Source organism: Cytobacillus sp. Hm23 (genome assembly GCF_051842895.1).
Taxonomy (GTDB): domain Bacteria; phylum Bacillota; class Bacilli; order Bacillales; family SM2101; genus Nanhaiella.
Map to the genome: position 1 here is coordinate 1 of NZ_JBPXRQ010000056.1, position 24,200 is coordinate 24,200.

At 33.8% G+C, this 24,200-nt stretch carries 24 protein-coding genes, 1 tRNA gene and 1 rRNA gene; 12 read left to right on the forward strand and 14 right to left on the reverse strand.

Features of this window, described 5'->3' with window-relative positions; all coding sequences use genetic code 11:
* Window positions 1-91 (reverse strand): 16S ribosomal RNA (locus ACSVDA_RS22440); the annotation flags it as partial.
* A 355-nt stretch (window positions 92-446) separates the two neighbouring features.
* Between ACSVDA_RS22440 and ACSVDA_RS22445 the strand changes: the two genes are divergently transcribed.
* Entirely contained in the window at window positions 447-1,262 is an 816-nt protein-coding gene (locus ACSVDA_RS22445; protein ID WP_485886299.1) for a protein-glutamine gamma-glutamyltransferase, read from the forward strand.
* Between the two features lie 127 nt (window positions 1,263-1,389).
* On the opposite strand, the gene ACSVDA_RS22450 is transcribed toward ACSVDA_RS22445, so the two are convergent.
* The 4 genes from ACSVDA_RS22450 to ACSVDA_RS22465 form a co-directional block, all read right to left on the reverse strand.
* A complete protein-coding gene (locus tag ACSVDA_RS22450) occupies window positions 1,390-2,286 on the reverse strand; it encodes a DMT family transporter (protein ID WP_485886301.1) in 897 nt (298 codons plus the stop codon).
* 464 nt (window positions 2,287-2,750) lie between these two features.
* On the reverse strand, window positions 2,751-4,904 hold the full coding sequence (locus tag ACSVDA_RS22455) for a beta-propeller domain-containing protein (protein WP_485886303.1): 2,154 nt from the start codon (window positions 4,902-4,904) through the stop codon (window positions 2,751-2,753).
* Between the two features lie 75 nt (window positions 4,905-4,979).
* Window positions 4,980-6,563, reverse strand: a complete 1,584-nt coding sequence (locus ACSVDA_RS22460) for an aminotransferase class V-fold PLP-dependent enzyme (protein ID WP_485886305.1) — start codon at window positions 6,561-6,563, stop codon at window positions 4,980-4,982.
* A 96-nt stretch (window positions 6,564-6,659) separates the two neighbouring features.
* Window positions 6,660-7,223 (reverse strand): glycerol-3-phosphate acyltransferase, encoded by a 564-nt coding sequence (locus tag ACSVDA_RS22465; protein ID WP_485886307.1) that lies wholly within the window; start codon window positions 7,221-7,223, stop codon window positions 6,660-6,662.
* A gap of 341 nt (window positions 7,224-7,564) precedes the next feature.
* Here ACSVDA_RS22465 and ACSVDA_RS22470 point away from each other — a divergent pair, with 341 nt between their 5' ends.
* The 5 genes from ACSVDA_RS22470 (at window position 7,565) to ACSVDA_RS22490 (ending at window position 11,195) form a co-directional block, all read left to right on the forward strand.
* The gene (locus ACSVDA_RS22470; protein WP_320209485.1) at window positions 7,565-8,242 is read left to right on the forward strand and encodes an MgtC/SapB family protein; all 678 of its coding nucleotides are present in this window, start codon (window positions 7,565-7,567) and stop codon (window positions 8,240-8,242) included.
* A gap of 69 nt (window positions 8,243-8,311) precedes the next feature.
* Window positions 8,312-8,384, forward strand: a tRNA-Ala gene (locus ACSVDA_RS22475).
* Between the two features lie 166 nt (window positions 8,385-8,550).
* Window positions 8,551-8,718 (forward strand): hypothetical protein, encoded by a 168-nt coding sequence (locus ACSVDA_RS22480; RefSeq protein WP_485886310.1) that lies wholly within the window; start codon window positions 8,551-8,553, stop codon window positions 8,716-8,718.
* 132 nt (window positions 8,719-8,850) lie between these two features.
* A complete protein-coding gene (locus ACSVDA_RS22485; RefSeq protein ID WP_485886312.1) occupies window positions 8,851-9,885 on the forward strand; it encodes a cytochrome D1 domain-containing protein in 1,035 nt (344 codons plus the stop codon).
* A gap of 236 nt (window positions 9,886-10,121) precedes the next feature.
* Window positions 10,122-11,195, forward strand: coding sequence for a cytochrome D1 domain-containing protein (locus ACSVDA_RS22490; protein ID WP_485886314.1), 1,074 nt, complete (start codon window positions 10,122-10,124; stop codon window positions 11,193-11,195).
* Here ACSVDA_RS22490 and ACSVDA_RS22495 read toward each other — a convergent pair.
* From ACSVDA_RS22495 to ACSVDA_RS22515, 5 genes are all read right to left on the reverse strand, one after another.
* Window positions 11,187-11,309, reverse strand: a complete 123-nt coding sequence (locus ACSVDA_RS22495; RefSeq protein ID WP_320257868.1) for a hypothetical protein — start codon at window positions 11,307-11,309, stop codon at window positions 11,187-11,189. The two genes, ACSVDA_RS22490 and ACSVDA_RS22495, sit on opposite strands and share 9 nt — an antisense overlap.
* Window positions 11,310-11,382: 73 nt before the next feature.
* A complete protein-coding gene (locus ACSVDA_RS22500; RefSeq protein ID WP_485886316.1) occupies window positions 11,383-13,335 on the reverse strand; it encodes an HBL/NHE enterotoxin family protein in 1,953 nt (650 codons plus the stop codon).
* A 44-nt stretch (window positions 13,336-13,379) separates the two neighbouring features.
* Window positions 13,380-13,649: a hypothetical protein gene (locus ACSVDA_RS22505; protein ID WP_485886318.1), complete on the reverse strand. Its 270-nt coding sequence runs from the start codon at window positions 13,647-13,649 to the stop codon at window positions 13,380-13,382.
* 105 nt (window positions 13,650-13,754) lie between these two features.
* Window positions 13,755-15,242, reverse strand: a complete 1,488-nt coding sequence (locus tag ACSVDA_RS22510) for an HBL/NHE enterotoxin family protein (protein WP_485886320.1) — start codon at window positions 15,240-15,242, stop codon at window positions 13,755-13,757.
* Window positions 15,243-15,399: 157 nt separating this feature from the next.
* Window positions 15,400-16,596 carry an HBL/NHE enterotoxin family protein gene (locus tag ACSVDA_RS22515; RefSeq protein WP_485886322.1) on the reverse strand — a complete coding sequence of 399 codons (1,197 nt, stop codon included), beginning with the start codon at window positions 16,594-16,596 and terminating at the stop codon, window positions 15,400-15,402.
* 530 nt (window positions 16,597-17,126) lie between these two features.
* On the opposite strand from ACSVDA_RS22515, the gene ACSVDA_RS22520 reads away from it, so the two are divergent.
* The 4 genes from ACSVDA_RS22520 to ACSVDA_RS22535 all read left to right on the forward strand — a co-directional run bounded on the left by ACSVDA_RS22520 (window position 17,127) and on the right by ACSVDA_RS22535 (window position 20,276).
* A complete protein-coding gene (locus ACSVDA_RS22520) occupies window positions 17,127-17,267 on the forward strand; it encodes a hypothetical protein (protein ID WP_485886324.1) in 141 nt (46 codons plus the stop codon).
* 647 nt (window positions 17,268-17,914) lie between these two features.
* Complete coding sequence (sigV, locus tag ACSVDA_RS22525) at window positions 17,915-18,466, forward strand: RNA polymerase sigma factor SigV (RefSeq protein WP_485886326.1); 552 nt, start codon at window positions 17,915-17,917, stop codon at window positions 18,464-18,466.
* Window positions 18,429-19,304, forward strand: coding sequence for an anti-sigma-V factor RsiV (gene rsiV / locus ACSVDA_RS22530; protein ID WP_485886328.1), 876 nt, complete (start codon window positions 18,429-18,431; stop codon window positions 19,302-19,304). The genes sigV and rsiV overlap by 38 nt, the downstream gene beginning before the upstream one ends.
* A 219-nt stretch (window positions 19,305-19,523) precedes the next feature.
* Window positions 19,524-20,276, forward strand: a complete 753-nt coding sequence (locus tag ACSVDA_RS22535; protein WP_485886330.1) for a GTP pyrophosphokinase — start codon at window positions 19,524-19,526, stop codon at window positions 20,274-20,276.
* Window positions 20,277-20,382: 106 nt separating this feature from the next.
* Here ACSVDA_RS22535 and ACSVDA_RS22540 read toward each other — a convergent pair whose 3' ends face one another.
* The 3 genes from ACSVDA_RS22540 to ACSVDA_RS22550 all read right to left on the reverse strand — a co-directional run bounded on the left by ACSVDA_RS22540 (window position 20,383) and on the right by ACSVDA_RS22550 (window position 21,737).
* The gene (locus ACSVDA_RS22540; RefSeq protein ID WP_485886332.1) at window positions 20,383-20,817 is read right to left on the reverse strand and encodes a DUF6526 family protein; all 435 of its coding nucleotides are present in this window, start codon (window positions 20,815-20,817) and stop codon (window positions 20,383-20,385) included.
* 129 nt (window positions 20,818-20,946) lie between these two features.
* Window positions 20,947-21,309, reverse strand: coding sequence for a VOC family protein (locus tag ACSVDA_RS22545; RefSeq protein WP_485886334.1), 363 nt, complete (start codon window positions 21,307-21,309; stop codon window positions 20,947-20,949).
* 248 nt (window positions 21,310-21,557) lie between these two features.
* On the reverse strand, window positions 21,558-21,737 hold the full coding sequence (locus ACSVDA_RS22550; RefSeq protein ID WP_485886336.1) for an H-type small acid-soluble spore protein: 180 nt from the start codon (window positions 21,735-21,737) through the stop codon (window positions 21,558-21,560).
* 292 nt (window positions 21,738-22,029) lie between these two features.
* Between ACSVDA_RS22550 and ACSVDA_RS22555 the strand changes: the two genes are divergently transcribed.
* Window positions 22,030-22,263, forward strand: a complete 234-nt coding sequence (locus ACSVDA_RS22555; RefSeq protein WP_485886338.1) for an atypical membrane-integrating protein (Mistic protein) — start codon at window positions 22,030-22,032, stop codon at window positions 22,261-22,263.
* A 72-nt stretch (window positions 22,264-22,335) separates the two neighbouring features.
* Window positions 22,336-23,331 (forward strand): potassium channel family protein, encoded by a 996-nt coding sequence (locus ACSVDA_RS22560; protein WP_485886340.1) that lies wholly within the window; start codon window positions 22,336-22,338, stop codon window positions 23,329-23,331.
* Here the strand turns inward: ACSVDA_RS22560 and ACSVDA_RS22565 are convergent.
* Window positions 23,328-23,732: a YugN-like family protein gene (locus tag ACSVDA_RS22565; protein ID WP_320209501.1), complete on the reverse strand. Its 405-nt coding sequence runs from the start codon at window positions 23,730-23,732 to the stop codon at window positions 23,328-23,330. The two genes, ACSVDA_RS22560 and ACSVDA_RS22565, sit on opposite strands and share 4 nt — an antisense overlap.
* Between the last annotated feature and the right edge of the window lie 468 nt (window positions 23,733-24,200).

Sequence of the window (24,200 nt, forward strand, 5' to 3'; positions counted from 1 at the left end):
CCGGGAGCAAGCTCCCTTTGGTTCGCTCGACTTGCATGTATTAGGCACGCCGCCAGCGTTCGTCCTGAGCCAGGATCAAACTCTCCAATAAAGTTTGATTGCTCATTTGTTCAAAAAAAATTAACGTTGACGCTTTTGTTTTGTTTAGTTTTCAAAGAACATTGTTCTGCGTTATCGCTCAGAGGCGACTTAATTAATATAACATCTTCAGCACTCAAGTGTCAATATGTTTTTTATTTTTTTCTTAAGTAGCTGTTTATTAGCAGCGACAAGAAATAATATATCACGATAATTATCTTAATGCAACATGTTTTTCAAGAAAATGAATAATGTTTTAAAAAGGTGTAACTCAATTTGTAACATTAAATCTTGTAGTAACTATCTTTTTATATCATATATATATGATATGTAAGTACTGAAGGCTATTTTGATAAGGGGGAGATAAAGTGATTATTATAAACGATAAGCTAATTGATCCAATTGATTTGGACATTAATTATTTTTATAGCTCACAACAAGAGATCATTAATAAAATGGCTTACTACCCTGAAAGATATGTATATGATAATATAAAACAATTTCATTTTGAAATATATGTAAGAACTAAAACTGTTGAAGCGGCAAAAGATTTATTATATAGCGGTGCAAAGTTTGCGACTTTTGCAAACTCAAAATGCAATGAAGAGTATTGGCATCTCACTGATATGGGTGCATTTGACTTAAAAGAAGGAATCAAATCTTCCACGGGGATTCGCGATATTTTTATCAATGGTAAAAAATATGCTTTTGAATGTGCGACAGCTATGGTAATTATTTTTTATAAAGCATTATTAGAGTCAATAGAAGAGAATGACTTTAACAGGTTATTTGCGAACCTTACCCTTTACGATTGGCATTATGATAAAGATTTAGGGTTAATAACGAAAGCAGGGAATGACTTTCTACCTGGTGATTGTATATATTTTAACAACCCAGATTATAATCCTGCTACACCTGAGTGGCAGGGTGAAAACGCGATTGTCCTCGAAGACGATTTATATTTCGGGCATGGGATTGGAATAAAGACTGCTGAAGAAATGATAGAAGCACTAAATAAAAGAAGGAGAATAGGATCGCTCGAATCTGCTTACCTGTTATCTCAAACATCAAGACCTAATTACAAAGCTTTGTCAGTGTATCGGAAAGAAATAAGACTTTCTCATTCCATCAACTCATTTAAAATGATTATTGCTAACATAGGTAATAAAAACTATATATTGTAATGACTCTTTACAATTACTTTGTTGCTATTGTTTTAATACATGTTTATTTACTCGTAAAAAAATCAACAAGCAATGCGAAATCGGCCTTCTCAAATGTACTCCAGCTTTTGGGTTATATTAAACAGTGCTATTTGATTGACTTTTCAAACCTTCTTGCATTGCTTTCTACTATAAAAAGACCAATTGCAAAAATGATAACGGCACCACCTATTATTTGTGTCCAAATTAGTTGTTCACCTAGAATGAAATATGCCAAAATTGAAGCTCCTACTGGTTCGAATAAAATACCTATCGAAACAGTTGCGGTACTTAACCACTTTAATGTCCAATTAAAAAGGCTATGCCCTAATAAGGTTGGAACAATTGCCAATAATAAAAAGTAATACCAATCAGTCGTTGGATATTGCAATAATGGATAACCTAGCAACACTACATAAATAAATAATGTGATCGTACTCACTCCGTAAACAACAAAAGTATACGTAATGACTGCCAAGCGTTTTCTAGTATACTGACCTAATAACAAATAAGCTGTAACCATAACACACGCAAATATAGCTAGTATATCCCCAAGCAATGCACTACCATTTAGTCTAAAATCCCCTATGCTTATAATAAAGCTACCGATAATAGCTAACAAACCAGTCATAAATGCCTTGAATGTTATTCTTTCTTGAAAAAACACCATTGTTCCTACAAATGCAAATAACGGCTGAAGAGATACAAACACAACAGAACTCGCTACAGATGTATACTGTAGAGATTCAAACCAAAGGATAAAATGAAAAGCTAGAAAAATACCTGCCCCAATAGAATATATCCATTCTCGCTTAGACATGAGAACCATTTCTTTCACATTTTTCATCAAGAAAATTGGAGAAATAAATAGAACTGCAAACAGCATCCTATAAAATGCGATAACAGGTGCGGGTGCTGTAATGACTTTTACGATTACTGCAGAAGTAGAAACAGAAATAACCCCTATTATAAGTGCAGCATAAGGATTTAAGATTAATTTTTTCATAACAACCCTTTCTCTTGTAACAATAACTTATTGAACAATAAACAAAAATTAGACTAGCACACACCTATTCCCCTTCAATATCTAAAGAGCTAAGCTAAAGGGTCTATACCAAAATTGGTTCAGACCCCTAGCTAACTTATTTTTACTCAACGTTCTTTTCGTCTATTGTTATCAAATTTGTCCCATAAAAAGTGTTTTTATATGTTAGTCATTGTTGAACAGTAGAAAAGATGCCACGAACGCTAGTTGACTACGTGTTTATTTCTTAATACGAAAAACAACAATCAATGCGAAAAAAGCATTACTATACAAACAGAATGATAAATATTTTGAGAGCTCAACAATTATAATAGTAGAAAAGATACACGAACATAAGACGTAAACGCGCTCATACATTAGAACGAAAAGCAATAATCATTACGAAAACAGCATTACTTAATAATAAAATACTAACTGATCACACACTACTTCACTAGAATCTTATTAATCTCTTCATACGTGCCTAGATTGTGTGCTGTAATGGTTGAAGGTGATAGAGCATATAGTACTTCATCAATATAGATAAGTCGGTATATTTCGTTCTCCCAATCTGGGTACAAAATGTTTTCTTGTTGATGTGTTACCGTTGAACTTAACTGAAAACCATTCTCCAAGTCTAAATGATATATATACCCTCCTTGAAATGAAAAGATTTGTTCAAATTCACTATCTTCTTTGTTATCATATATTGCAATTGGAAATGCGAATAAGTTCATATCCTTGTTAAATAGTAATGCTTTATGGTCATAATTCAATGGCGAGTAAGTTCCCCTACCTCCAATAATTTCTGTGAATTTTTCCTGTGGATTTGTTACATCAGTAATATCAAAAAGTGAAATCTTCACTCCATCTGTTATAACTCTAGGCTCTATATTCGGATCTTTATTCGCAACGAGTGTAGTATTCTGCCCGAAGCCGATAATATGGTTTTCGTCATAAGGATGTAAATAGTTACTGAATCCAGGGATTTTTAATTCGCCCAATACTGCTGGTTTATGAGGATTACTCAAATCGAGAACAAATAATGGATCTACTTGTTTAAATGTGACAACATAAGCTCTGTCATTCATAAACCTAACTGAATAAATTCGCTCACCCATTGCTAAATCCTCTAAAGAACCTACTGTGGACATTTTGTCGTCTAAAACATATAAGTTATTTGAGGACGGGCGTTCATCATTCCACACCTCGCCTGAAGTTGTAGCGATGCGAAAATACCCTTCAGCTTCATCCATAGAAAATTGATTTAATACTGTTCCATTAACTTCACCATAGCTATAAAATTTTACATCTCGACCATCAATTGAGAATTTATATATTTCAGTACTTTGCGTAGATGGTTCTTCCATGAGCTTTTCGAAGGTAGATATCATCGGAAACTTAGTAACTGCTACATAAAGGTTTTCCGTAGACATATAGATATTGTGTCCACTACCTAACCAAGTTGTTACCTTCATCTCTTCATCAGGGGTATTTATATCAAAAGTTCCTATCATCATATAATTGGCTTCTTTTGAATCTGGAATATAACTTATTTCATCATAATTCACCATTTGTAAATCATCACTCACAGCTGAATCATAATAACTCGGTCGTAAATCAATTTGCTCTTCATCTTTTAGTATCCAATAATGAGGATATTGATTAGCCACAAGATAGATAATTGAATCTATTTTCCTCGCTGTAACATAACTTCCTTCTAAAGAAACTGCTTTCACTTCTATTGGATTATCACGTTTAGTTATATCATATACATATGCGTTTGTGACCTGTTCTATAGGAGCAATTAAACTCCTTGTTGCTTCCTCATAATATTGTGTACCGTAAGTTGAGCCAATCACAATTAGTTTATCACCTTCAATAAATAGTTGTGAAGGAGAAAATTCCTTGTTAGAAATAGTCGCAACTACCTCCATAGCATCCGCTGGAACGGCCTTTGTAATGATCACATCCTGGTTAGAAATATGGTAAATATATTCTCCATCAGTTTTTACTCTATCCGCCTCATCTACACCTTGCACTTGATTATTCGTTTCTGAAAATGAATTGTCTTCTGATAATGTAGATGCTTCAGCATCTGCCTTTTCTTCCATAACTGTCATATCTCTGTTCGTTTCATAGAAATCAATAATACCTTGGAAATATTCCTGCAGCTCTTCTTTCGATCCAATTGTAGGGATTTCAGGTATGACTGTGAAAGAAAAGTTCGTATTAGAAGGTAATCGTTTCCCCGAATCTAGAGCGACTTCCGAAGTAATAACAAGTGTGTAGTCTTCCTTTACTTCATAACCGTCTGCTGGAGCAGTAATCGTTAATAGCTTTTTATCTTCACTTAACAGTAGACTAACGTCCGCCTTTTCATTCTGGCTATTTTTTATATAGACAGATTGTGATGATATGGTTGATTCATCTACTGGTGATGAAAATGAAATTTCCCACATTTTATTTGGGAAGACGACTGATTGTTCATTAATATCTAATAAGTCACTCGCAATGGCTGGACGAAATTGATAAAAGAACAAGCCAAACAGAATGCTTAACGCTACTATACAAAAACTAATTACAGAGAACTTCTTCATTTCTTTTCCACCTTTCTGAAAATTGTCTAATGCACCTGTACTCTCATAACAATAGACGACAGTTGATGGGAAATGTTACACACAATGGTTTATATGACCTATCCCGTTTTTTAAATGTTTTATCATATTTACGATGTCTTGGTTATCATATCTATTCATACAGGCAATTTGCAGCCAATTATTCGCTGTTAAATAGCTACTTTCATAATGAAGGTAGTATCCCTGTATATATAATTCATCTCCTATATCGGTAGAAAGTAAGTGCGAGGGAACAACGATTGTCATAATACCTGGTGATGAAAATTCTTCAGCTACCAAGATCTTCAAGCCTATGCGCTCTACTTCCGATCGTATGAACGAATATTGTTTATGTATATGAGTGAACTTTTCTAGTGTTTCATAGCAATCTAATGCAGTATGAAGAGCACTTAATAAATTTGATGAGGAAGAGAAAGCCACTCCTTCATTTTCGATATAGATACCTAAATCTAAGTATTTTGGAATAAGTGGAGATGATTTTATTGAGTTGTTGTGATAAACAAATGATATGCCAGTGTAAGCTCCTAATCCCTTCCCACTTACCCCTGAGGCTAAAAAAACATCCTTCAAATCTACAGGTATAATCCCGATCGTACTTATACAATCTAAACACAATTTAATATTATGTGCTGTGCTTAGTTCTTTAAGTGCGTCAATATCATTGATCATACCGGTAGATGTTTCACAATGAACTGCCCATAACCATGAATATTCTGACTGGTGTATTTTTCTTTTAATTTCTTCTGAGCAAAAAGGTTCTCCCCACGTTTTTTCTATCATATCAAATTGCAGCCCACATCTATTGGCATGGTCTACTAACCTGTTTCCGAACTCACCATTTACAAGAATTAGCCCTTTTCCTCTGTTTAGTTTTAATTGCATAGCTATCATGTCATTTGCTAGTGTCCCCGTTCCCATTAGCAACTGCACATCCATAGCATTCGTTAAATTACATAGTTTCCCTTTTACTTTATTCAACAATTTATGAAATTCAGTAGATCGATGAGAAATCGGCTTTTCACTTAACGCTTCTGCAACTTCTTCTCTAATAGATACAGGTCCGGGTAGAAACGATTTTATCGTCGGCATCAAACGTCCAGCCACTGATTCTTCAAATGTATCTCTTGTTAAATACATCGGTTGGAAATAAGCATCTTCTTTCCCTACAAGTTGTGAAAATGGTTGAAAGCCCAATTGAGCATATAATTTAGCTCTGCGAGTTGTTCCCGATATTACAGCTAGATCATATCCTTTTTTCAAACAATACCTAGCTAATAATTGAGCAAGCCCTACAAAAACCCTCCCATTACGATACTCTTTTTTTACAGCTAATAGCCTTATTTCACATGGAAATGAAGCATTAACAGGTAACTGTCCTTCTACTTTGCCTATTTTTTTGTCTAATGAAAATGGCCTATTATGTCGCAAGGCAACCATCCCAATCACTTCATCTCGGTGCTTACATATTAGATATGTATTTTCATCATGAAATTGGTCTACTAATTCCTTTGATGTATTCGAACCATGTTGTGGAATTTCCTCTACAAAAGTTTCATAGTTTAACGAATGAATTTGATTCAATTCATCAGCGTTTTTTGCAACTTTATAAATGTATCCCATATCCATCAGCTCCGTTTATAAATTATGAGGTTATTAATATCGGGAAAACATAATTAACTTTTCTTTATTTTAAATTAACATGTTAAGATAAAATAACTATGTTTTCCATCTCAAGAAAACATTATCTCTATGAGCAAAAATTATAATTAAAACGATAAATATTGCAATAACAACACTCGGTATTGAATAATTTAGAAATAACAATATTAGTGGCAACAGAGAAATTGCGGCTAAACCAGCAAGAGTAAAACTACGCATAACTAAATAACAAACGAAAAAGAATATTAGCAACAATAAACAAATTAGCTCATCAAACACAAGCAATCCACCTAATAATGATGATATTCCTTTTCCACCCTTAAAACGAAGAGTTATAGGCCAAATATGACCCATCACTACAAGTAGTAGACCAAGCAATTGAATTTCTAGTGAAAATGACAGCAGTTTTGCAATTCCAACAACAACTGCTCCTTTTAATGCATCACCACAGAACGTAAGAATAAAACCTTTTTTTCCAACAATACGTCCGGTGTTCCGCGCACCAATATTTCCACTTCCATGATCTCGTATATCAACACCTGCGTAAAACTTGGTTACAAAAAGGCCTGTCATGATCGTACCAAGTAAATATGACACAAGACCGAAGATCAAAATATTCATCCAATGCCTCCTAAATAAAATCGTATATTTTATTAAAAGGCTCTTTTCATAAACATTGTTGCTATTGTTACTAAATTAGAAACTGTTAAATAGTTTTTTTACTTGTTTCAGCCCTTTGACAAATGTAAAGATGCTACGATTGTTAGAGATGATTAAATGCTTAAGTATTAGTGCGTTTAACAACAAACGATGCGAAAAAAACCTATTAAAAAACTGAATCCCCTTAAGTAATATCTAAATGATTTGAAAATTCTTATCATTACAAATTCTACACTTGTAAAATATTTTAACATACGAATGTATATTTCTCTTCTAAAATACTTATCTAAAGGTGATGTTTTATGATTGAAACTTCTCATTTGTTACAACTAGGCTTATCTGCCATATTAGGCTTAATTATAGGTTTAGAGCGGGAACTAAAAAGGAAACCCGTTGGATTAAAGACAAGTCTCGTTATATCTATTGTAAGTTGTTTATTAACGATTGTCTCGATTGAATCTGCTTATCAATTTCCAGACAGCAATCGCATCACGATGGATCCATTACGTTTAGCTGCTCAAATCGTTTCAGGGATTGGCTTTTTAGGTGCTGGTGTTATATTACGGAGAGGGAATGACAGTATATCAGGATTAACGACAGCTGCAATGATATGGGGAGCTGCTGGCATAGGTATCGCTGTAGGAGCAGGCTTTTATTGGGCAGCAATTGCAGGTGTTATTTTACTCATCATTAGTGTTGAAATCGTACCCATCTTAATAGGCTTACTAGGTCCAAAAAAACTACGCGAAAAAGAAATTCTACTTAAACTCATCGTTCAAGACAATACCCAAGTTTCAAACATACTAACTAGCCTTCAACAGGAAGAAATTACACTAAAGCATATTCGGATTAAAGATTCTGAAGAAACTAAGTTGATCCAAATGAAAATAACCGTCGATCAAAAACGTTATACGACAGATGTGTACTATACAGTTCAAAAAATCCCAGGTGTGAGCAGTATTGAAATAGAGAGCCTGTAATGTCACTTACATTCTGAAAATATGAATATTGATCTATGTTCAATATTCATGATATTATTTTCCATATAAGGGGCATTAGCTCAGCTGGGAGAGCGCTACACTGGCAGTGTAGAGGTCAGCGGTTCGAGGCCGCTATGCTCCATTATACGATAAAACTTACAAAAACCCCGTCATATCAACGTTGTCGGGGTTTTTTAAGTCTAATGACTTACCGCTGGCTTAGGCAGAAAACAGCTCATATTGTCCACGCTGCATAGTGCTAGCAAAAAGTTATGACACATTCGGAGAATTAATCGTAGACTTTCATTATGAATCTGAAATTTAGCGAACAAATGATTAAGAATGCGGTTAAGGGCGGAATTGAACATGTGAAGAAGGCCACAAGTGTGGTTTACGGAAGGAATTTTGGTATAAATTTTGCTACATTAGTTATTAATCCAAACATCGGCAAGCCTTGGAACATAAATAATATGTAGCGAAGGAAAGCTTCGCCTTGCTGAACTAGTAATTTACCCCGTTTAATTATGAACGGGGCTTTTTTAATACTCACGATTAATATTTGAGCATATATTGAAACATACGAATTAGTAAAGGAGGTCGGTCGCTCGGTGGTACTGGCTTATGTAACAAATATAGTCGGTGGTAGTATCTCGGTTATTGATACGAAAACTCATAGCGTGATTGCTACAATGTCAGTCGGTATGAATCCTCAAGATGTTGCATTCACACCGGACGGTAAAATCGCTTATGTCACCAATAGTGGTGGTGTGACTGTTTCCGTTATTGATACGAAAACTCATAGCGTTATCTCTTCTGTTCAAGTAGGTGCGAGGCCAGCTTTCGTTGAATTTACACCTGATGGTAAACTTGCTTATGTGACGGGACGTGGAGATACTGTAGTTTCGGTAATTGATGTAAAAACACACAGTGTGATTGCTACTGTGGAGGTTGGTGATGGCCCATTTTTTATTTCGTTTACTCCTGATGGAAAACTCGCCTATGTGACAAATCCGAGTACTGTATGCGTTATTGACGTGAAAACTCATTCCGTTATAGCAACTATAAATGTTGAAGGAACCCCGCAAGATACAGAACTTTCTCCCAATGGTAAACTCGCTTATGTAACTGGCTCTAATGGAAATGACCCTTCTACAGTTTCAGTTATCGATGTAAAGACGCATTCTGTTATTGCTTCTATTTCAGTTGGAATCATGTCGTTTAGAGTAGCATTTACACCAGATGGAAAGCTTGCTTATGTCACTAATATATTTGATAACACTGTCTCAGTCATCGATGTTAAAACGCATAGCGTAATTGCAACGATTCAGACTGGAGGCCCCGTATTTGATCTCTCTGTAACACCCGATGGAAAATTTGCTTATTTTTCAGTAATAAGTAATAACGTTACTAATGCTATCTGTGTTATTGATACGAAAACACACAAAATTATTTCTAACATAGATACAGACGTTTTATCCGGTACTGGTCTTTTTATCAATTTCACTCCGGATGGAAAATTAGCATATCTCCCGAATAATAATAACCCGGGCACTGTAACAGCCATTGATGTTAAAACGCACTCTATCATCGCCTCCATTCCAGCTGGTACTAATCCATTTAATTTGGCCTTCACACCGAATTAGCCCCACTCAATACGAACGGGGCTTTTTCCGGAGGGAGTCCGAAAAGGCTCTTACCAACCAGTAAATCAGTATATCCTGTCTATCTAACTCTTATTCACAGCCCGATACAAAACGACCAAGTACACGCCTCAACGTACCGTTTGACTTTTGAAATTCCTAAACCTACTCCCAGTCTAGGCTAGTTCTTGATCTATATCCATGAATGAGGATTGCACATTTGTAAGGAGGTAAGTATGATGGTTTTGGCTTATGTAGTAAACAAAGATGACAGTAAAAACTCAGGTTCTGTGTCTGTTATTGATATCAAAAAGCACTCCACAATCGCCACAATCCCTTTTAGTAATATTCCAAATAAAATTAATATCACTCCGAACGGAAAACTCGCTTATGTTTTAATTACAGATATAACTAATGCAGTTAGTTTAGTATCCGCCATTGATATAAAAACACATTCCATAATCGCTACTATGCAAATTGGTAGTACTGCTGGTTTCTTCTCACAAAACGTTGATATATCTTTCACACCTGATGGAAAACTCGCCTATGCGACTATTAGTGGGACAAATATCGTATCAGCTATAGATACAAAAACACACTCAGTTATTGCAACTGTGCCGGTAAATATACGTCCAGAAGCTTTTGCCTTTACACCTAATGGGAAATTAGCTTATGTGGTGAATAATACTAATTTAGGTAGTGTATCGGTCATCGATACGAAGGCACATTCAGTGATTGCGAATGTAGCCGTTGGAACTAGGCCGATTGCTGTAGCAATAACACCTGACGGAAAGCTTGTTTATGTTATAAACTTTTCATCTAACAACGTATCGGTTATTGATGCAAAAACGCAAACTTATATAACTACGGTACGCGTCGGAATAGCACCTGCCAGTTTAGCTATTACACCAGATGGAAAACTAACCTATGTTGTAAATTCAAATCCAAATGATATAGGTTCTGTTTCAGTAATTGACGTACAAACTCAATCCGTTATCAGTACTATTCCTGTAGGAAATAATGATAACCGACCAAATAATATTTCTATATCACCAAATGGCAATTTTGCATATGTCGGTACTTTAAGTGGCACAACAGTCACTGTTATAGATACAAAATCTCATTTAGTTATAGCTACAATCCTAGTAGACAGCGGTCAACGTTTTGTGGAATTTACTCCAGATGGGAAATTAGCATACGTTGGGTGTGATTCGCAAAATACTGTCGCAGTTATAGATACAAAATCTCATTCAATCATTGCAAATGTTCTTGTTGGAGGTGCTCCAGAAGCTATTGCTTTTACATCAAACTAACCTCTTCGTAATAAAGTGAATTTTTGGCTTAGGACACCAACTCTCTAGCGTATTATTCACACCACCATTATCGAGTACAAAATCGTCAACACATAGCATGTCATACACAAACATTCAAAAGAACTCCGCTCAATTAAGAACGGAGCGTTATATTTTGCTTAGAATATTATTTTCTCCTTTATCTAGATTATGCAGTAGGATAAGAGTTAAAAGGCACAGTATAAATATACTGGTCTGTATGTTCATTGTACTGAAGCCCATTTTCATTTAATCCGTAAGAAAATGAATATTTTATTCTATCCCCATCTTTTATAGGAACATAGTAAATCCATGTCCCATCAGACATTTGCTGCATACGTTCATTTATCACAGTATCATTATTTAACCGATAGCTAATACTAACTCCTGATAGATCTTTATTTTCTTTAGTAGTAAATACAAATTTTACAGCATCCACATAATAATAACTTACCGCTTTTGGTGATTTTGATATATCAATCGTACTATCTGTATCAGTTTGATGATGCTCATTATAAGTAATTTCTAGCGTATTATCTGAATCCATATAAACAATAGTATTAATATCTTTGCTTACACCTTGCTCATAATCTAACTTTATATCATTTTCAGTTCGAGCAATATTCGAGAAACGCAAATTGGTAAATGCCCCATTAAAGACATTCGTTTTTCCATCAGTTGACCCTATATACATAACATCGTCAATATAAGATAAGGAAGATGATACTGTTTCACCAATTTTTTCGCCATTAACAAAAGCTTTTGTTACATGCTGTCCGTCACCGTTCACACTATAAGTCATGGCAACATAAATTTGATGACCAACTTGTGCAACGCCATCGCTAGAGTTGATTCTATCATAAGAATTTCCAACAGCTTCAAAAGAAATCCTACCATTGCTATTAAAAAATATCGTTGTTTTCTTTCCATTATTTTCATTATGAGCCTGGAAAATGCGTTCAAAGTCTGTTAATTCATAAGGTGTTACCACAGCTTCAATCGTATACTCATTTGGATTAACGAGAACATTTCGAAAGTGATCTATCGATTGGGGCGTAAATTTATTATATGGTTCATTAAAAACCATACTTTCCTGAAGTGTGAGAGCAACTTCCTTTATATCTTTCCATCTAGAATTAGCAATATCCATTTGTGGATTCAATAGTGCTGGATGGTTATCTACATCAGTTTTATTTAAGACATTAATTAATTGTTCAAAGCTATAATCAAGAACTACCCACGCATCCCTAATATTTGTAAGTGTCAAGTTATTTGCAACCGTATTTATTTTGTCAATCAAAGATTGTATTTCATTTTGAAAGTTACTTAATGTGTTAATTTCTTCATTTAATTTATCTATATCATTTTGATTACTCGTTATGTCCTTCTGTAATTGCGTATTATCATATTTTTGTACATATGTTACGGTACACCCGTAATAGTTACAAGTTGTAACAGGCGTTTTCTCTTTCATTTTCTTATTTAGGTCGTCTATCTCGGCCTGAAGTGCTTTAATCTCATTTTGTTTATGAGAAATTTCCGATTCTACCTCATTTTTATCATCTGTAAAGTTTGTAACATCATTCGTCAGATCAGCATCAAAATCCTTTAACTTAGGTTGAACTTCATCAATTGTTGCTAACTTCTCAGCAACCTTTCCTTTCATTTCTAATAGTAATGATAATAACTGACCACTAGAATCAGCATTATCATTCAATTCACTAATAAGCACCTTGGCTTGAGTGTAAGCTTGCTCGAAGTCGTTGCTATAGTCAACCACATCACTGACAACTTTATACATTTGATTATTTATATCGTATAACCATGTATCAGCGTGCTCTTTAGATGTTAGTTGATGGTCAGCAAAATTAGAACTTGAACCCAGTTCATCTTCAATCGTTTTTTCTTTGATAGCTAATGCGTATTCTTCTACCTGCTGAATCATATGAGACAAATTATTAACATTATCTTGTATTTGTACAGGATCTATAGAAATATCATTTTCAGCATTTGTTACTACAGTAGTATCAGAGTCGTTCTCAGCAGCATATGAATGATTTATTATTCCTGTATTAAGAAGGACTAATGTAACTAACAATAAAGAAAAAAACTTTCTTATCAACATCCTCACCCCTTCGTAAAAATGGACTCCTTCAAATCAACGTATTAAAAAATTTCAGCTAGACTCCATACACTAAAAGAAACAAGGATAATTGTAATTAATAATTGAAGGAATATAATAGGAAGCTTTTTTGTAAAATCTCGTCTTGTATCCTTCACTAAATAAATCAATATTAATGCATACATTAAAGCCAATAATAAACCAAGTACACCTACAATTTCATTCATTCGGACAAAAGATATGGAGATCACCCATGCGATAAGTAACCCGTACTTCAGAGACACTAACATGCTGTAATACCGATTATTTTCCATATTATTTTATCTCCTTTTCACTATTACTGGACTTATCCATGCAATGAATAATTTATAGCTGCCCCTTACCTACAATTAAAGTTGTTTACGGGGCAGCTAATATTGTTAATTTGTAATTGTTATTGTTGCTACATCTGAATAAACTGTGCCATCAAATGCCCGAACTGTATAAGTGTGTTCACCTGAAGGAGCATTATCTCCTGATAATACAACACTTGTATTTGTTAGTTTACTTTGCTTTACTGTGCCATCAAGTGATACATCATACGTGATATTATCTCCGTTGATTTTTGAAGCAAAAGTCGGCTTGTCCCAATTTAAAGTAACTGAAGAGGTACTAATATTTGCTGATAAATTGGTTGGTGCATCAAATTGGTAATCGTCAAGATCAGCAACAGATACAGCTTGGCCAAATGTGTTCAGTAAATTTGTATCTGCATAAACAGCTGCCCATTTACTTTGAGATATTTTAAGCTCTGCTTTAGCTCTTGAGATTTTATCTTCTACATTAGTATCAGCAGTTGTGAGGTGATCAAGTAAATAACCTAAGTCATTTTGCAAAGTAACCCACGTATCTTTTACATCATTAAGTGCTACAATTGCCTTGTCTATTTTTTCAACCATTAAACTAACTTGTTCTTCGGCAATTTTAAATCCTGCTGATTGTTTTTGTAAATCAGTTAATTCATCCATTGCTGCGATATACTCCCGCTTTACATCATTAATTTTTGATTGATAAACACCAACTGATGTACCGACTCCTCCCCCAACTGCTAGTACCCCACCAGCAGCCATACCTCCAATAATCCACGGAGATGTTTCAGGAGCAACAGCCAGCACTACTCCTGCTCCTATCCATAACGCTACCCCAGCTCCAGCAGAAGCGAGAGCAACATCTAATTCTTGTTGTCTAAGTGAATCCATCTGTTTTTCAAAGTTTGCAATATCTTTATTTAATTGATCAATTGCATAACCATCTTCTCCATTTTTTCCTAGCCATGTATCAAGTTGGTCTTTGTCACTTTTTAAATCTGTTGAATCCTTCGTAAGATCAGTACTAAATGCTTTCATGTCTTCAATCGTGTTATTTACATTTGTTACGTTGTCATTCGTTTCATCAATCATAGCTGCTATCATTTCTTTTGCACTATCTATATCCGATGAATTTAAATATTCAATAGCATAATCAGTATAGTACTGAAAGTCATCAGCAGAAGACCTTATATCGTTGTTCAGTTTAATCATTTTGGGTTCAAGATCATCTCTCCAATAAGAGGCATTTTCTTTCGCTGTTGCTTGATGTATATCAATAGGAACTGTTACTAGTTTCCCATCATCGTCATTAAACTGAATCTGTTTAATAGTTCCCTGTGCTAATATTGTGTTTGCATATATATCAAGTGCAAGTTTATCAGATATCAACTGTTGTGCCCGATTCTGAAACAAATCTATATTATCTCCCATCTCAGAATCTTGCAGCTGAGTATCTTCAACTGTGACTACTTCCTCTGCAAATACATTATATGGTATTGAATTTCCTGCAATTGTTAACGCTAGTAAAGATGCCGTAACTACTTTTGTTGTCTTTTTCATTTTAAGCCTCTCCCTTTTTTAGTATCATTTTTTTAATACTTTTCGTAAACGTTGTTTGGACTTAATAACATCAATTAAGCCGTTGCTATAGCTTAAGAAAATCATAGATTTTAGTACAAAAAACAACATGTTATTTAAGAAATTTACTCTAGTTAATTCAGCTTCCAGTAGTAGCATTTTCAACAGAATTTTTTAAATGAAGTTGATTGTTAATATAGCTAGCTTGGGCACCATTGTTTTGCCAGCTCTGTTTAGCGTTAAGTAATATATTACGTATTTCTTCAATACTAATTTCACCCTGTTCAAATTTATCTTTTAAGTTTTGAATTCCAACATAGGCGGAATCCCATTCCTTATAAAGACTTCTAGTTGATTGAATAATACCATCATTAGCATTATAGAAATTACTAAGCTGTAGCTGTATACCAGCTAAAATTGCAGCTTGACTTTGTATTCCTTTTAACCCGAGGACAATATCATTATATTGTTCGGTCAATTCTTTTACCTTTTCTTGTTTTTCCTGCAATTCCTTATTTCCATTCACCGCACCATATATGATGGTAAATGTAGCTAAAGCAATTCCTATCGGGGTTGGCGTCAGCTCGAATTCCACAGCCATTTCTAGTAAGTAGGTTGTCAGTTCTAGCCCTACAACTCCAGCTTCTATATACTCTCCAGTTAAGATTGTATTTTCATTAGATATTTCAACGCCTAAGTCATGAAGCTGCTCAAGAACGAGTTTACTTTTTTCATCTTCTAATTCAATTGTATTAAGTGCTGTGGTTGCTGCATTTTGAAAATTAAAGTGATCTTCCTGCAAATCGTCTTTATACACTTGATATGAAAACATCGTATCGTTTGCATCGTCCCGATAATATTGTATGTCTGACTGCAATAAATCTAATAAATCTTTGAAGTCATTACGCGCTTGTTCATCCCCTGCTTCAATGCTATCTAAAGCCTCAATAAGAAGATCATAATAAACAGTGAATTCGTCAGCAAAATCTACAACATCAAGGTCCCTATCAATTAATAATTCATTTAAATTATTCGTATAATCACTAGCATGATCTCTAGCAATTTGTTGATAGGTAGGTAAATCTGGAAGTATGTCTGATTGAATCGTTCCTTGTGTTGATATTGCTGTCTTATATGAATCCATAATCACTTTACTAGCAGCAATTTCGTTTAATACTTTTTGCATATTAACAGGTGCAAGAACGATATCCTCTGTAGCTACATTAGAAACTACGCCTTGATTTGCTTGAGCAAACGCATAATTTGGCAAGATTGTACTCGTAGCTAAAGTTGCTGCTAATGCTGTAGCAGCTATTGACTTAGTTGATAATCTCAAATTATTTTTCCTCCTATCTTGTGGAATAGATTTGAAATTCATTTAATAGATAACTTGTTTAACACTGTAGCTATATGATAAATAATAAAATTGTTGAAAGTTTGATAGGAGTGTGAAGGAAGAAAGAAATATTATGTGATAACGATGTGATTTTGAATATTACAAAATATAAAAAAACTAATATTTTCTTTATTTACAATAATTATCTTTAATGGATAAAATGCGAAGCAGGAATGCTCATTATGTATTCTAGCTGTCTGTATTTGACGTGAGTCGATTTACTTGAGCAAATGAATTAAATGAGCCCTGCTCATAACAAACAGGGCTTTACGGAGGATATCAATGAATTGTGTCTTATTATTCCGCACATGGTCGCTTATTATACAAGACAATATAGATTAACATTTTATCAACTATATACACCCTTTCAGACAATTAGTCATGACCTACTTTTATGTTCATATGTTGTTACTAGGAATTTAATATCAAGTCTAATATAATGTTTTTAAAAGCTCTGTAGGAGGATCGATATGTCCATTTATAAAGCAGGGAAAAATTTGTATAGATTAACTAAAATTCTTAGAAGCAGCAAATCAATAAAAAAAGGGACAGTTGGAAAAAAAATGATATATAAATTGGGAAAGAAAGCACTAAGAAAAATGTTGAAATAAAGAAGAACAAAAGCGTTGATACATATATATCAACGCCTTTTCTCTCTCAACCTCCTTCACTTTTCCTTTAGCTATTTTCGCATTGATTATTGCTTTTCAAAATACGTATAAACCTGCTATTCGTGGCATCTTTTCTCATTTTAAAATATGGTCAATTGCCATAAAATTATTAAATGCTTTTCTTAATTAGTCTCGATAGCGACAAAGTTTACGAAAAGAGCCTTTTCCTTAAATATCCTCCACTTTCTTTTCGATTTGTAAGACATACCATTTCAAAAATCCTCTCATTAGCTCTTTGTTTCTAAACTTTCGTAACTTCTCCAATCATATTTAGTTTGAGAATTATATACAGCCGATTAGGAAGATTTTTTAAAAGATTTTTTTGAAACCTTTGTTGTGCTTGTCACTAAAATTAATACGATAAGCTTGATTAAATTGGTCATCATGTTACTTAAGAAAAGATGTCACGAACTCTAGATGTGTACGTGTTTATTCCCTAACTTGAAAAGCAAAAACCAGCATTTTGGTCTTAGCAAAAAAAAAGAAATAGAGAGCTTACATCTTTTTTTCATTTCATTCAACTTTTCATTCACCTTAATACGTCTATATCGTATAGGGCAAAAAACATCAAAGGAGGGAAGAATGTTATGAGCAAAAGATTAGAAATATCAGAACAACAACTGACGAACTTCATCTTGGAACACAAACAGAAATGCTATAGGTTAGCCTATAGCTATGTGAAAAACTCTGAGGATGCATTAGATATTGTTCAAGAATCGATACAAAAAGCCCTAACATCCATTCATACTCTCCAAGATAAAAATTCTTTAAAAAGTTGGTACTACCGTATAGTCGTTAATACCTCTTTGGATTTCATAAGGAAAAATAAAAAAGTTAGCGTAGTTGATACACATACAATGGAGTTAATAAGTCCAAGTAAATACGACAACTATGAACAACTTAATTTGGAAATGATCATCGAGTATTTACCAGATAAATACAAAACCATTATCATCCTTAAATATTTCGAAGACTTAACATTAGAACAGGTGGCAAATGTGTTAAATGAGAATGTGAGCACGATCAAATCGCGCTTATACAAAGCTCTACAATTATTACGTATAAAAATCGACGATGATTATTTAGAGGAGGCAGATATACATGAAAAAACACTTTACCAAAGCACAAGAAGAGTATAATCGCATTCCGATCCCTAAGGATTTAGATGATGTCGTTAATAAGGCATTAAAGCAAGGTAGGGAGAAAAAGAAGAAGTGGTATTTCGCTGGATTAGCTGCAGCAACGATACTTTTTGTATCTAGCCTTAATATTAATCCAACAATTGCTAGTACATTATCAGAAACTCCCATCATTGGTAGTATAGTGAAGGTGCTTACTTTTAGAGAGTATGAAGTAACTGACGAAAAATTTAAAGTAGATATTAAAGTACCTGCCGTTAAAGATATGGAAAATTCCTCATTAGAAACAACCTTAAATAAAAAATACCTTGAAGAAAGCCAACAGCTATTTAATGGTTTTATGGCAAAAATGGAAGATGAAAAGGATTCTGGAGGGAATTTCGCTCTTTCCAGTGATTATGAAATTAAGACAGATAACGAACAAATTTTATCTATAGGTAGACTCGTTGTTGATGTCGCAGGATCAGCTCAACAAACAATTCAATATGATACAATTGATAAAGAAAATGAATTACTAATCACCCTCCCTAGCCTGTTTAAAGATGAAAGCTATGTAGACGTGATAAGTGAAAATATTTTAAATCAAATGACAGGCATGATTGAAAACGAAGAACTTACGTTTTGGATTTCACATCCAGATGTCGATATGCAATATTTAAAACGAGATCCGTGGGAAAAAATTCAACCTAACCAACAATTTTATATAAACAACGATGGTAAGTTAGTCATTTCGTTTGATGAAGCAGCAGTTGCACCTGCTTACTATGGAATAGTATGGTTTGAAATCCCAACTGAAGTACTTTCTGATATACTCGTCTCGAATACGTACTTAAAATAGCTATATTAAATTAAATTAAATTAAATTGCTTGAGAGCTTTGCTAGACTCCATATATAAATATATATGGAGTCTAACTATTAGTCTTAATATTTATATACCAACCATTTAGATCATCTCATTTTTGACATATTACAAACTGTCATTTATTATTTCTACAAGGATTTACAAATAACAAACAGCTATCCAGATAGGTATAAAACACGAAAAGGACGACGACTATGGATGCAAAATCACAAAATAATTTAGAGCAAATAAGATCATTCAAAAAAGATTTAATTCGCTTTATGATGTCTTACAAGTTTGCTTTAGCTGAAGTGAATACGAAAATTGATATATTAAAACAAGAATTTCAATATATACACGACTATAATCCCATTGAGCATACTAACTCTCGCTTGAAGTCCCCAGAAAGCATATTAAGAAAGATCGATAGAAAAGGTATTGGCCTTTCACTACCTTATATAAGCGAAAACATTAAGGATATTGCAGGAATTCGTATTACTTGTTCTTTTATATCTGATATTTACAAAATAAAAGACATGCTAGAACAACAAAAAGATATAACAGTCATTGAATGTAAGGATTATATCGAATATCCCAAACCAAATGGCTACCAAAGCCTTCATTTAATTATCCAAATTCCTATCTTCATGTCAGATAGGGAAGATCTAGTTCCTGTAGAAATTCAAATTCGTACGATTGCCATGGATTTCTGGGCAAGTTTAGAACACAAAATATATTATAAATATAATAAGGAAATTCCTGAAAGAATCAAAAATGAGCTCAAAGAAGCAGCTGATACCGCTGCTAAATTAGATAAGAAAATGGAAATTTTACACAAAGAAATGAGCGAAATTAAACAATTATCGCAACATGAGGATATTCTTGGGGAACAACTGGCTAACAATGACACATTTAAGCTAATACCAGCCATGTTTATGTCGGAATTTAATAAGAACAATAAGAACTAACTATTTAAAGTCTTTCTTTAAATTAGGAGGAGTATAGTCTCCTCCTAGTTTCACCATAGATACAAAAAGTACGTTAACTTAATTATTGTTCATTAGAGTTGGAGTGTTAAGCTCGAAAATAATCCCCTCTCCAATTAACAATCACCTTCTTAATTTGTTTCCTTTTCAAATTTTCTTTTACGGCTTTCTCACAAAGTGTAGGAAATTCTTCGTCGCTAGCAAATCGTAAGGCAATAATTTGATCGATTGTCAAATTAGAATCTAATAACCTACCTGTTAACACATACGCTCTTAAATTCTCTTCTGTTCGAATGACACGGTCCTGTAATTTCAAAATATACTCTCGAACGAGAATAAACGTAATTACTAATCCAACTACCCCTACTAACAGTAATGTTGCAAGCCAAACTAACTCACCATTTAAAAAAGCAAACACTAAATTAACGATGACTCCAATAAATGCAGCAAGAATAATTGGTAGACCGATAAAATGGTATGGTACATGGTAGCGAGTATGGTTTTTGAAATTTTGTTCTTTCAAAGAAAGCGCCCCTTTACTATTTAAATATTCAATAAATTCAGAATATCATAATAACAGCAAAAGTGGAGTATTTTACTAAAATTAGATAAATATACCTATGGTTCTTAACTGCTAAATAATAATTTCATACTATCCTTTAAGTAAAAAATCATTACCATCTAGATCCTTAAACTGTACAAATGTCCCCCATTCCATTTTTTTAGGTTCATCTAAAAACTCTACGCCATTTGTTTTTAACATTTCGTATGTAGCTTGTACATTGTCACAATCAAACACAATGGATGCCTGCTTCTCATTCGAATCTTTCATCATGGCCTTTGGATATATTACTAAATGAGATTGTGCCTCTTTTGGCGCTACTTCTAGCCAATTAGCATTTGGCCCCATTGGGAACTCTGCCACTACTTCAAATCCTACTTGTTCTGTCCAAAAGTGTTTTGCTTTTTGCTGATCATCTACATACACTGCAACAGTTGCTATTTTATTAATCATTGAGTCTAACCTCCATTCTCCTTATTTCTTCTACACCATTGTAACTTATTTGAACAAGATGACAACGGTTTTAATTCGTGCTTCTCTTCGTAATCTTTCCTATTATTTATGACTATAAATGAAGTTTTTTCTGAGCACCATAATTTTATCGACCATGAATGCTAGATACTTCCGTATTTATTTCTTAATTCAAAAAAAGTGGCAATCTCATCATTGAGAGTTCACCACTTTACGTAAATCCTATTCTTTTAAATCTCTTCTAACTCAGCAATCGGTACAGACCTTTTTTCATCATGGTTACCTCTCATATGGACTGTAGCAACATTCCCTTGCTCATCACAACTATCAATCCACACAGACACGCCGTTATAATGAACAGTTATATCATTTGGTGATGAAATGATTTGTTTCGCTCGTTTTATATCCATTACTATGCCTCCAACTTTTTAAAAGACTTATTTTCGTATTAGAAATAAATAAGATTCAGCTAGAAATTATGTCATCGAATTAATATAAAAAAAGATGCACTCATAAAACCATTTCTAGCTGCTTTATTGTAGTAAAAAAATTACAACGGTTACGAAAAAAGTCTTTTGTAATTTTTACTCCATCAATATCATTACAAAAAAAAGAAAAATTTATGCAAAATTGACCAAATATCGAACACACTATTAGCATACATATTATTTTTCGGGACGATAAACGAAAGGGCGTACAGCAATGAAAATGACGAATGACGAGAAACAAGTACTAAGCGATACGATTGATGGCTTAAATGAAGGGCTTGATTCAATCATAGCTCTATATAACGAATCTGAGACAGACAAGCCAATTATAGACTTTGAGGATGATGTGATTTCCGCTATTGAACAAGCTAAGGAAAAATATGGAGACCAAAATATAACTGATCATCTTAATAATATTATGAGAGAAATTCTCTCCATGATGAAGTGACTCAACTTCTAAATAAAATGCTTATGTGCTTAAAAAAATTGAGAGATATACTTTTAGATTGGGGGTTAGGCCGTGAAAGTTGGTGGGCTATTAGCATCTTACTTACGTTGGCATGTTGTTTATAGGATACTTTCCATTATTATTATTATGATTATCCTATTCGGTACAATCATTCATTTACTTGAACCAAATCAATTTCCTACAATATTTGATGGAATTTGGTGGGCAATCATCACTACTTCAACTGTTGGTTATGGTGACTTCGTTCCAGCTTCAACGATCGGAAGACTTGTCGCTATTATTCTTATCTTAGCTGGGACAGGCTTTGTTACAACATATTTTGTCACACTTGCAGCTACAGCAGTTGCAAAGGAGAACGAATTTATGGAGGGAAAAATCTCATTTAAAGGCGAACATCAAATTATTATTATAGGCTGGAATGGTCGTGCGTACGAGACGATCACTCACCTTTCAAAACTTAAGCCAGCGATTGAAATTATCTTAATAGACGAGTCACTAGAGCACAATCCTTTACCAAACAAAAATGTTCATTTTATAAAAGGAAATCCTTCTCAGGACCATACTTTAAAAAAAGCAAATGTTAATTCAGCAATTATGGCGTTAATTACAGCTGATCAAAGCAAGGATGAATTAACTGCAGATATGAATTCCATCCTGACACTTTTAGCAATCAAGGGGTTAAATTGTAACATATATAGTATTGTTGAAATCTTAACATCACATCACGTGAACAACGCTGAACGTGCAGGTGCAGATGAAATTGTTCAAACGACCAAGTTATCAAGTTATGTAATGGTCAATAGCCTACTCTCACATGGAATGGCTCACACATTACTTAAAATGCTAGATCATCTAAAAGGTAGTAAAATCATGTACATACAAACGACAACAGACCTTATTAATCAAACATTTCGTGATGTTAGCCATAGTCTGCTTTGCAAGCGAATTTTATTAATAGGAGTTAAAAGAGGAGATGAATCTTATGTCAACCCCTCTCACTCATTTCTAATTAAGGCACAAGATGAACTGTTAGTCATAATGGATTAGTGAAGTAACCTCTCTTCTAAATCTTTAATGAGGGACTTTCCCATATCTACATACTTTGCTGGGACTGTTGCATCAGGATCTTCTGGCTCTGAAAACTGATTAAATGAAGCATTTACATTTCCAACATGTACGTTATCATCTAAACCAACTTGATATTTATGTGTCAGTAAGAATGGGGTACCAAGTTCAACAGTTACACCTTCTGAATCTAATTGACCATCGACAGCTTCAAAAGGAATACGAAGAAAATGATAGCCGACCTCGTTGGCAATTTTATAATCAAATGAGCCATGATCATAATCCCAATTTCCACCAATAACATAACCTAAAGGTTTAAGCTCTTGTTCCAACTTAAATAATTTAAAAGTTGTACCCGTTATCTTTGAAGATAACTCAATCATTTTGTAACACGTCCTTTAGCTTTGCTGTTTTCTCTTAAATTGTTGCTTTTTATGACTAGATGATAACCCCCTATATACAATATTTAGTAATAGCTGTTATCACATTCGTTGTCGCTATCCTTACTTTGAAAAACTTGTCTTTGGTTGATTAAAAATGATGTCCACTGAGTAATAAATTCACACTGTAATTGCAATGGCAACATAGTTCACTCAATGTGCCTTAGTAATAATAGCAACAACATTGTCAAAAAGAGCCTTACTCTTGTATTAGGTTAACCATCTATATATCATTCATCCATTTGTATAATTGAACAAAAATAAAAAAGCCTGAGGATTATAAAATGTACCCTATAGAGTAGACACTTTAAAAAAGTCTCCCTATAGGGTACATTTTTGTATAAATAAGAAAAATAGGGATTGGGGGGAAAATTTAATGAGTAAAAAGACTTTTACAGACAGAGAAATTCA

What these genes read in the sequence shown, in the direction of transcription:
- ACSVDA_RS22450 (WP_485886301.1), bottom strand. Translation starts at nt 2,286, where the DNA reads ATGAAAAAATTAATCTTAAATCCTTATGCTGCACTTATAATAGGGGTT.
- ACSVDA_RS22455 (WP_485886303.1), bottom strand. Translation starts at nt 4,904, where the DNA reads ATGAAGAAGTTCTCTGTAATTAGTTTTTGTATAGTAGCGTTAAGCATT.
- ACSVDA_RS22460 (WP_485886305.1), bottom strand. Translation starts at nt 6,563, where the DNA reads ATGGGATACATTTATAAAGTTGCAAAAAACGCTGATGAATTGAATCAA.
- ACSVDA_RS22465 (WP_485886307.1), bottom strand. Translation starts at nt 7,223, where the DNA reads ATGAATATTTTGATCTTCGGTCTTGTGTCATATTTACTTGGTACGATC.
- ACSVDA_RS22470 (WP_320209485.1), top strand. Translation starts at nt 7,565, where the DNA reads ATGATTGAAACTTCTCATTTGTTACAACTAGGCTTATCTGCCATATTA.
- ACSVDA_RS22480 (WP_485886310.1), top strand. Translation starts at nt 8,551, where the DNA reads ATGAATCTGAAATTTAGCGAACAAATGATTAAGAATGCGGTTAAGGGC.
- ACSVDA_RS22490 (WP_485886314.1), top strand. Translation starts at nt 10,122, where the DNA reads ATGGTTTTGGCTTATGTAGTAAACAAAGATGACAGTAAAAACTCAGGT.
- ACSVDA_RS22495 (WP_320257868.1), bottom strand. Translation starts at nt 11,309, where the DNA reads ATGTTTGTGTATGACATGCTATGTGTTGACGATTTTGTACTCGATAAT.
- ACSVDA_RS22505 (WP_485886318.1), bottom strand. Translation starts at nt 13,649, where the DNA reads ATGGAAAATAATCGGTATTACAGCATGTTAGTGTCTCTGAAGTACGGG.
- ACSVDA_RS22510 (WP_485886320.1), bottom strand. Translation starts at nt 15,242, where the DNA reads ATGAAAAAGACAACAAAAGTAGTTACGGCATCTTTACTAGCGTTAACA.
- ACSVDA_RS22520 (WP_485886324.1), top strand. Translation starts at nt 17,127, where the DNA reads ATGTCCATTTATAAAGCAGGGAAAAATTTGTATAGATTAACTAAAATT.
- sigV (WP_485886326.1), top strand. Translation starts at nt 17,915, where the DNA reads ATGAGCAAAAGATTAGAAATATCAGAACAACAACTGACGAACTTCATC.
- rsiV (WP_485886328.1), top strand. Translation starts at nt 18,429, where the DNA reads ATGAAAAAACACTTTACCAAAGCACAAGAAGAGTATAATCGCATTCCG.
- ACSVDA_RS22535 (WP_485886330.1), top strand. Translation starts at nt 19,524, where the DNA reads ATGGATGCAAAATCACAAAATAATTTAGAGCAAATAAGATCATTCAAA.
- ACSVDA_RS22545 (WP_485886334.1), bottom strand. Translation starts at nt 21,309, where the DNA reads ATGATTAATAAAATAGCAACTGTTGCAGTGTATGTAGATGATCAGCAA.
- ACSVDA_RS22550 (WP_485886336.1), bottom strand. Translation starts at nt 21,737, where the DNA reads ATGGATATAAAACGAGCGAAACAAATCATTTCATCACCAAATGATATA.
- ACSVDA_RS22555 (WP_485886338.1), top strand. Translation starts at nt 22,030, where the DNA reads ATGAAAATGACGAATGACGAGAAACAAGTACTAAGCGATACGATTGAT.
- ACSVDA_RS22565 (WP_320209501.1), bottom strand. Translation starts at nt 23,732, where the DNA reads ATGATTGAGTTATCTTCAAAGATAACGGGTACAACTTTTAAATTATTT.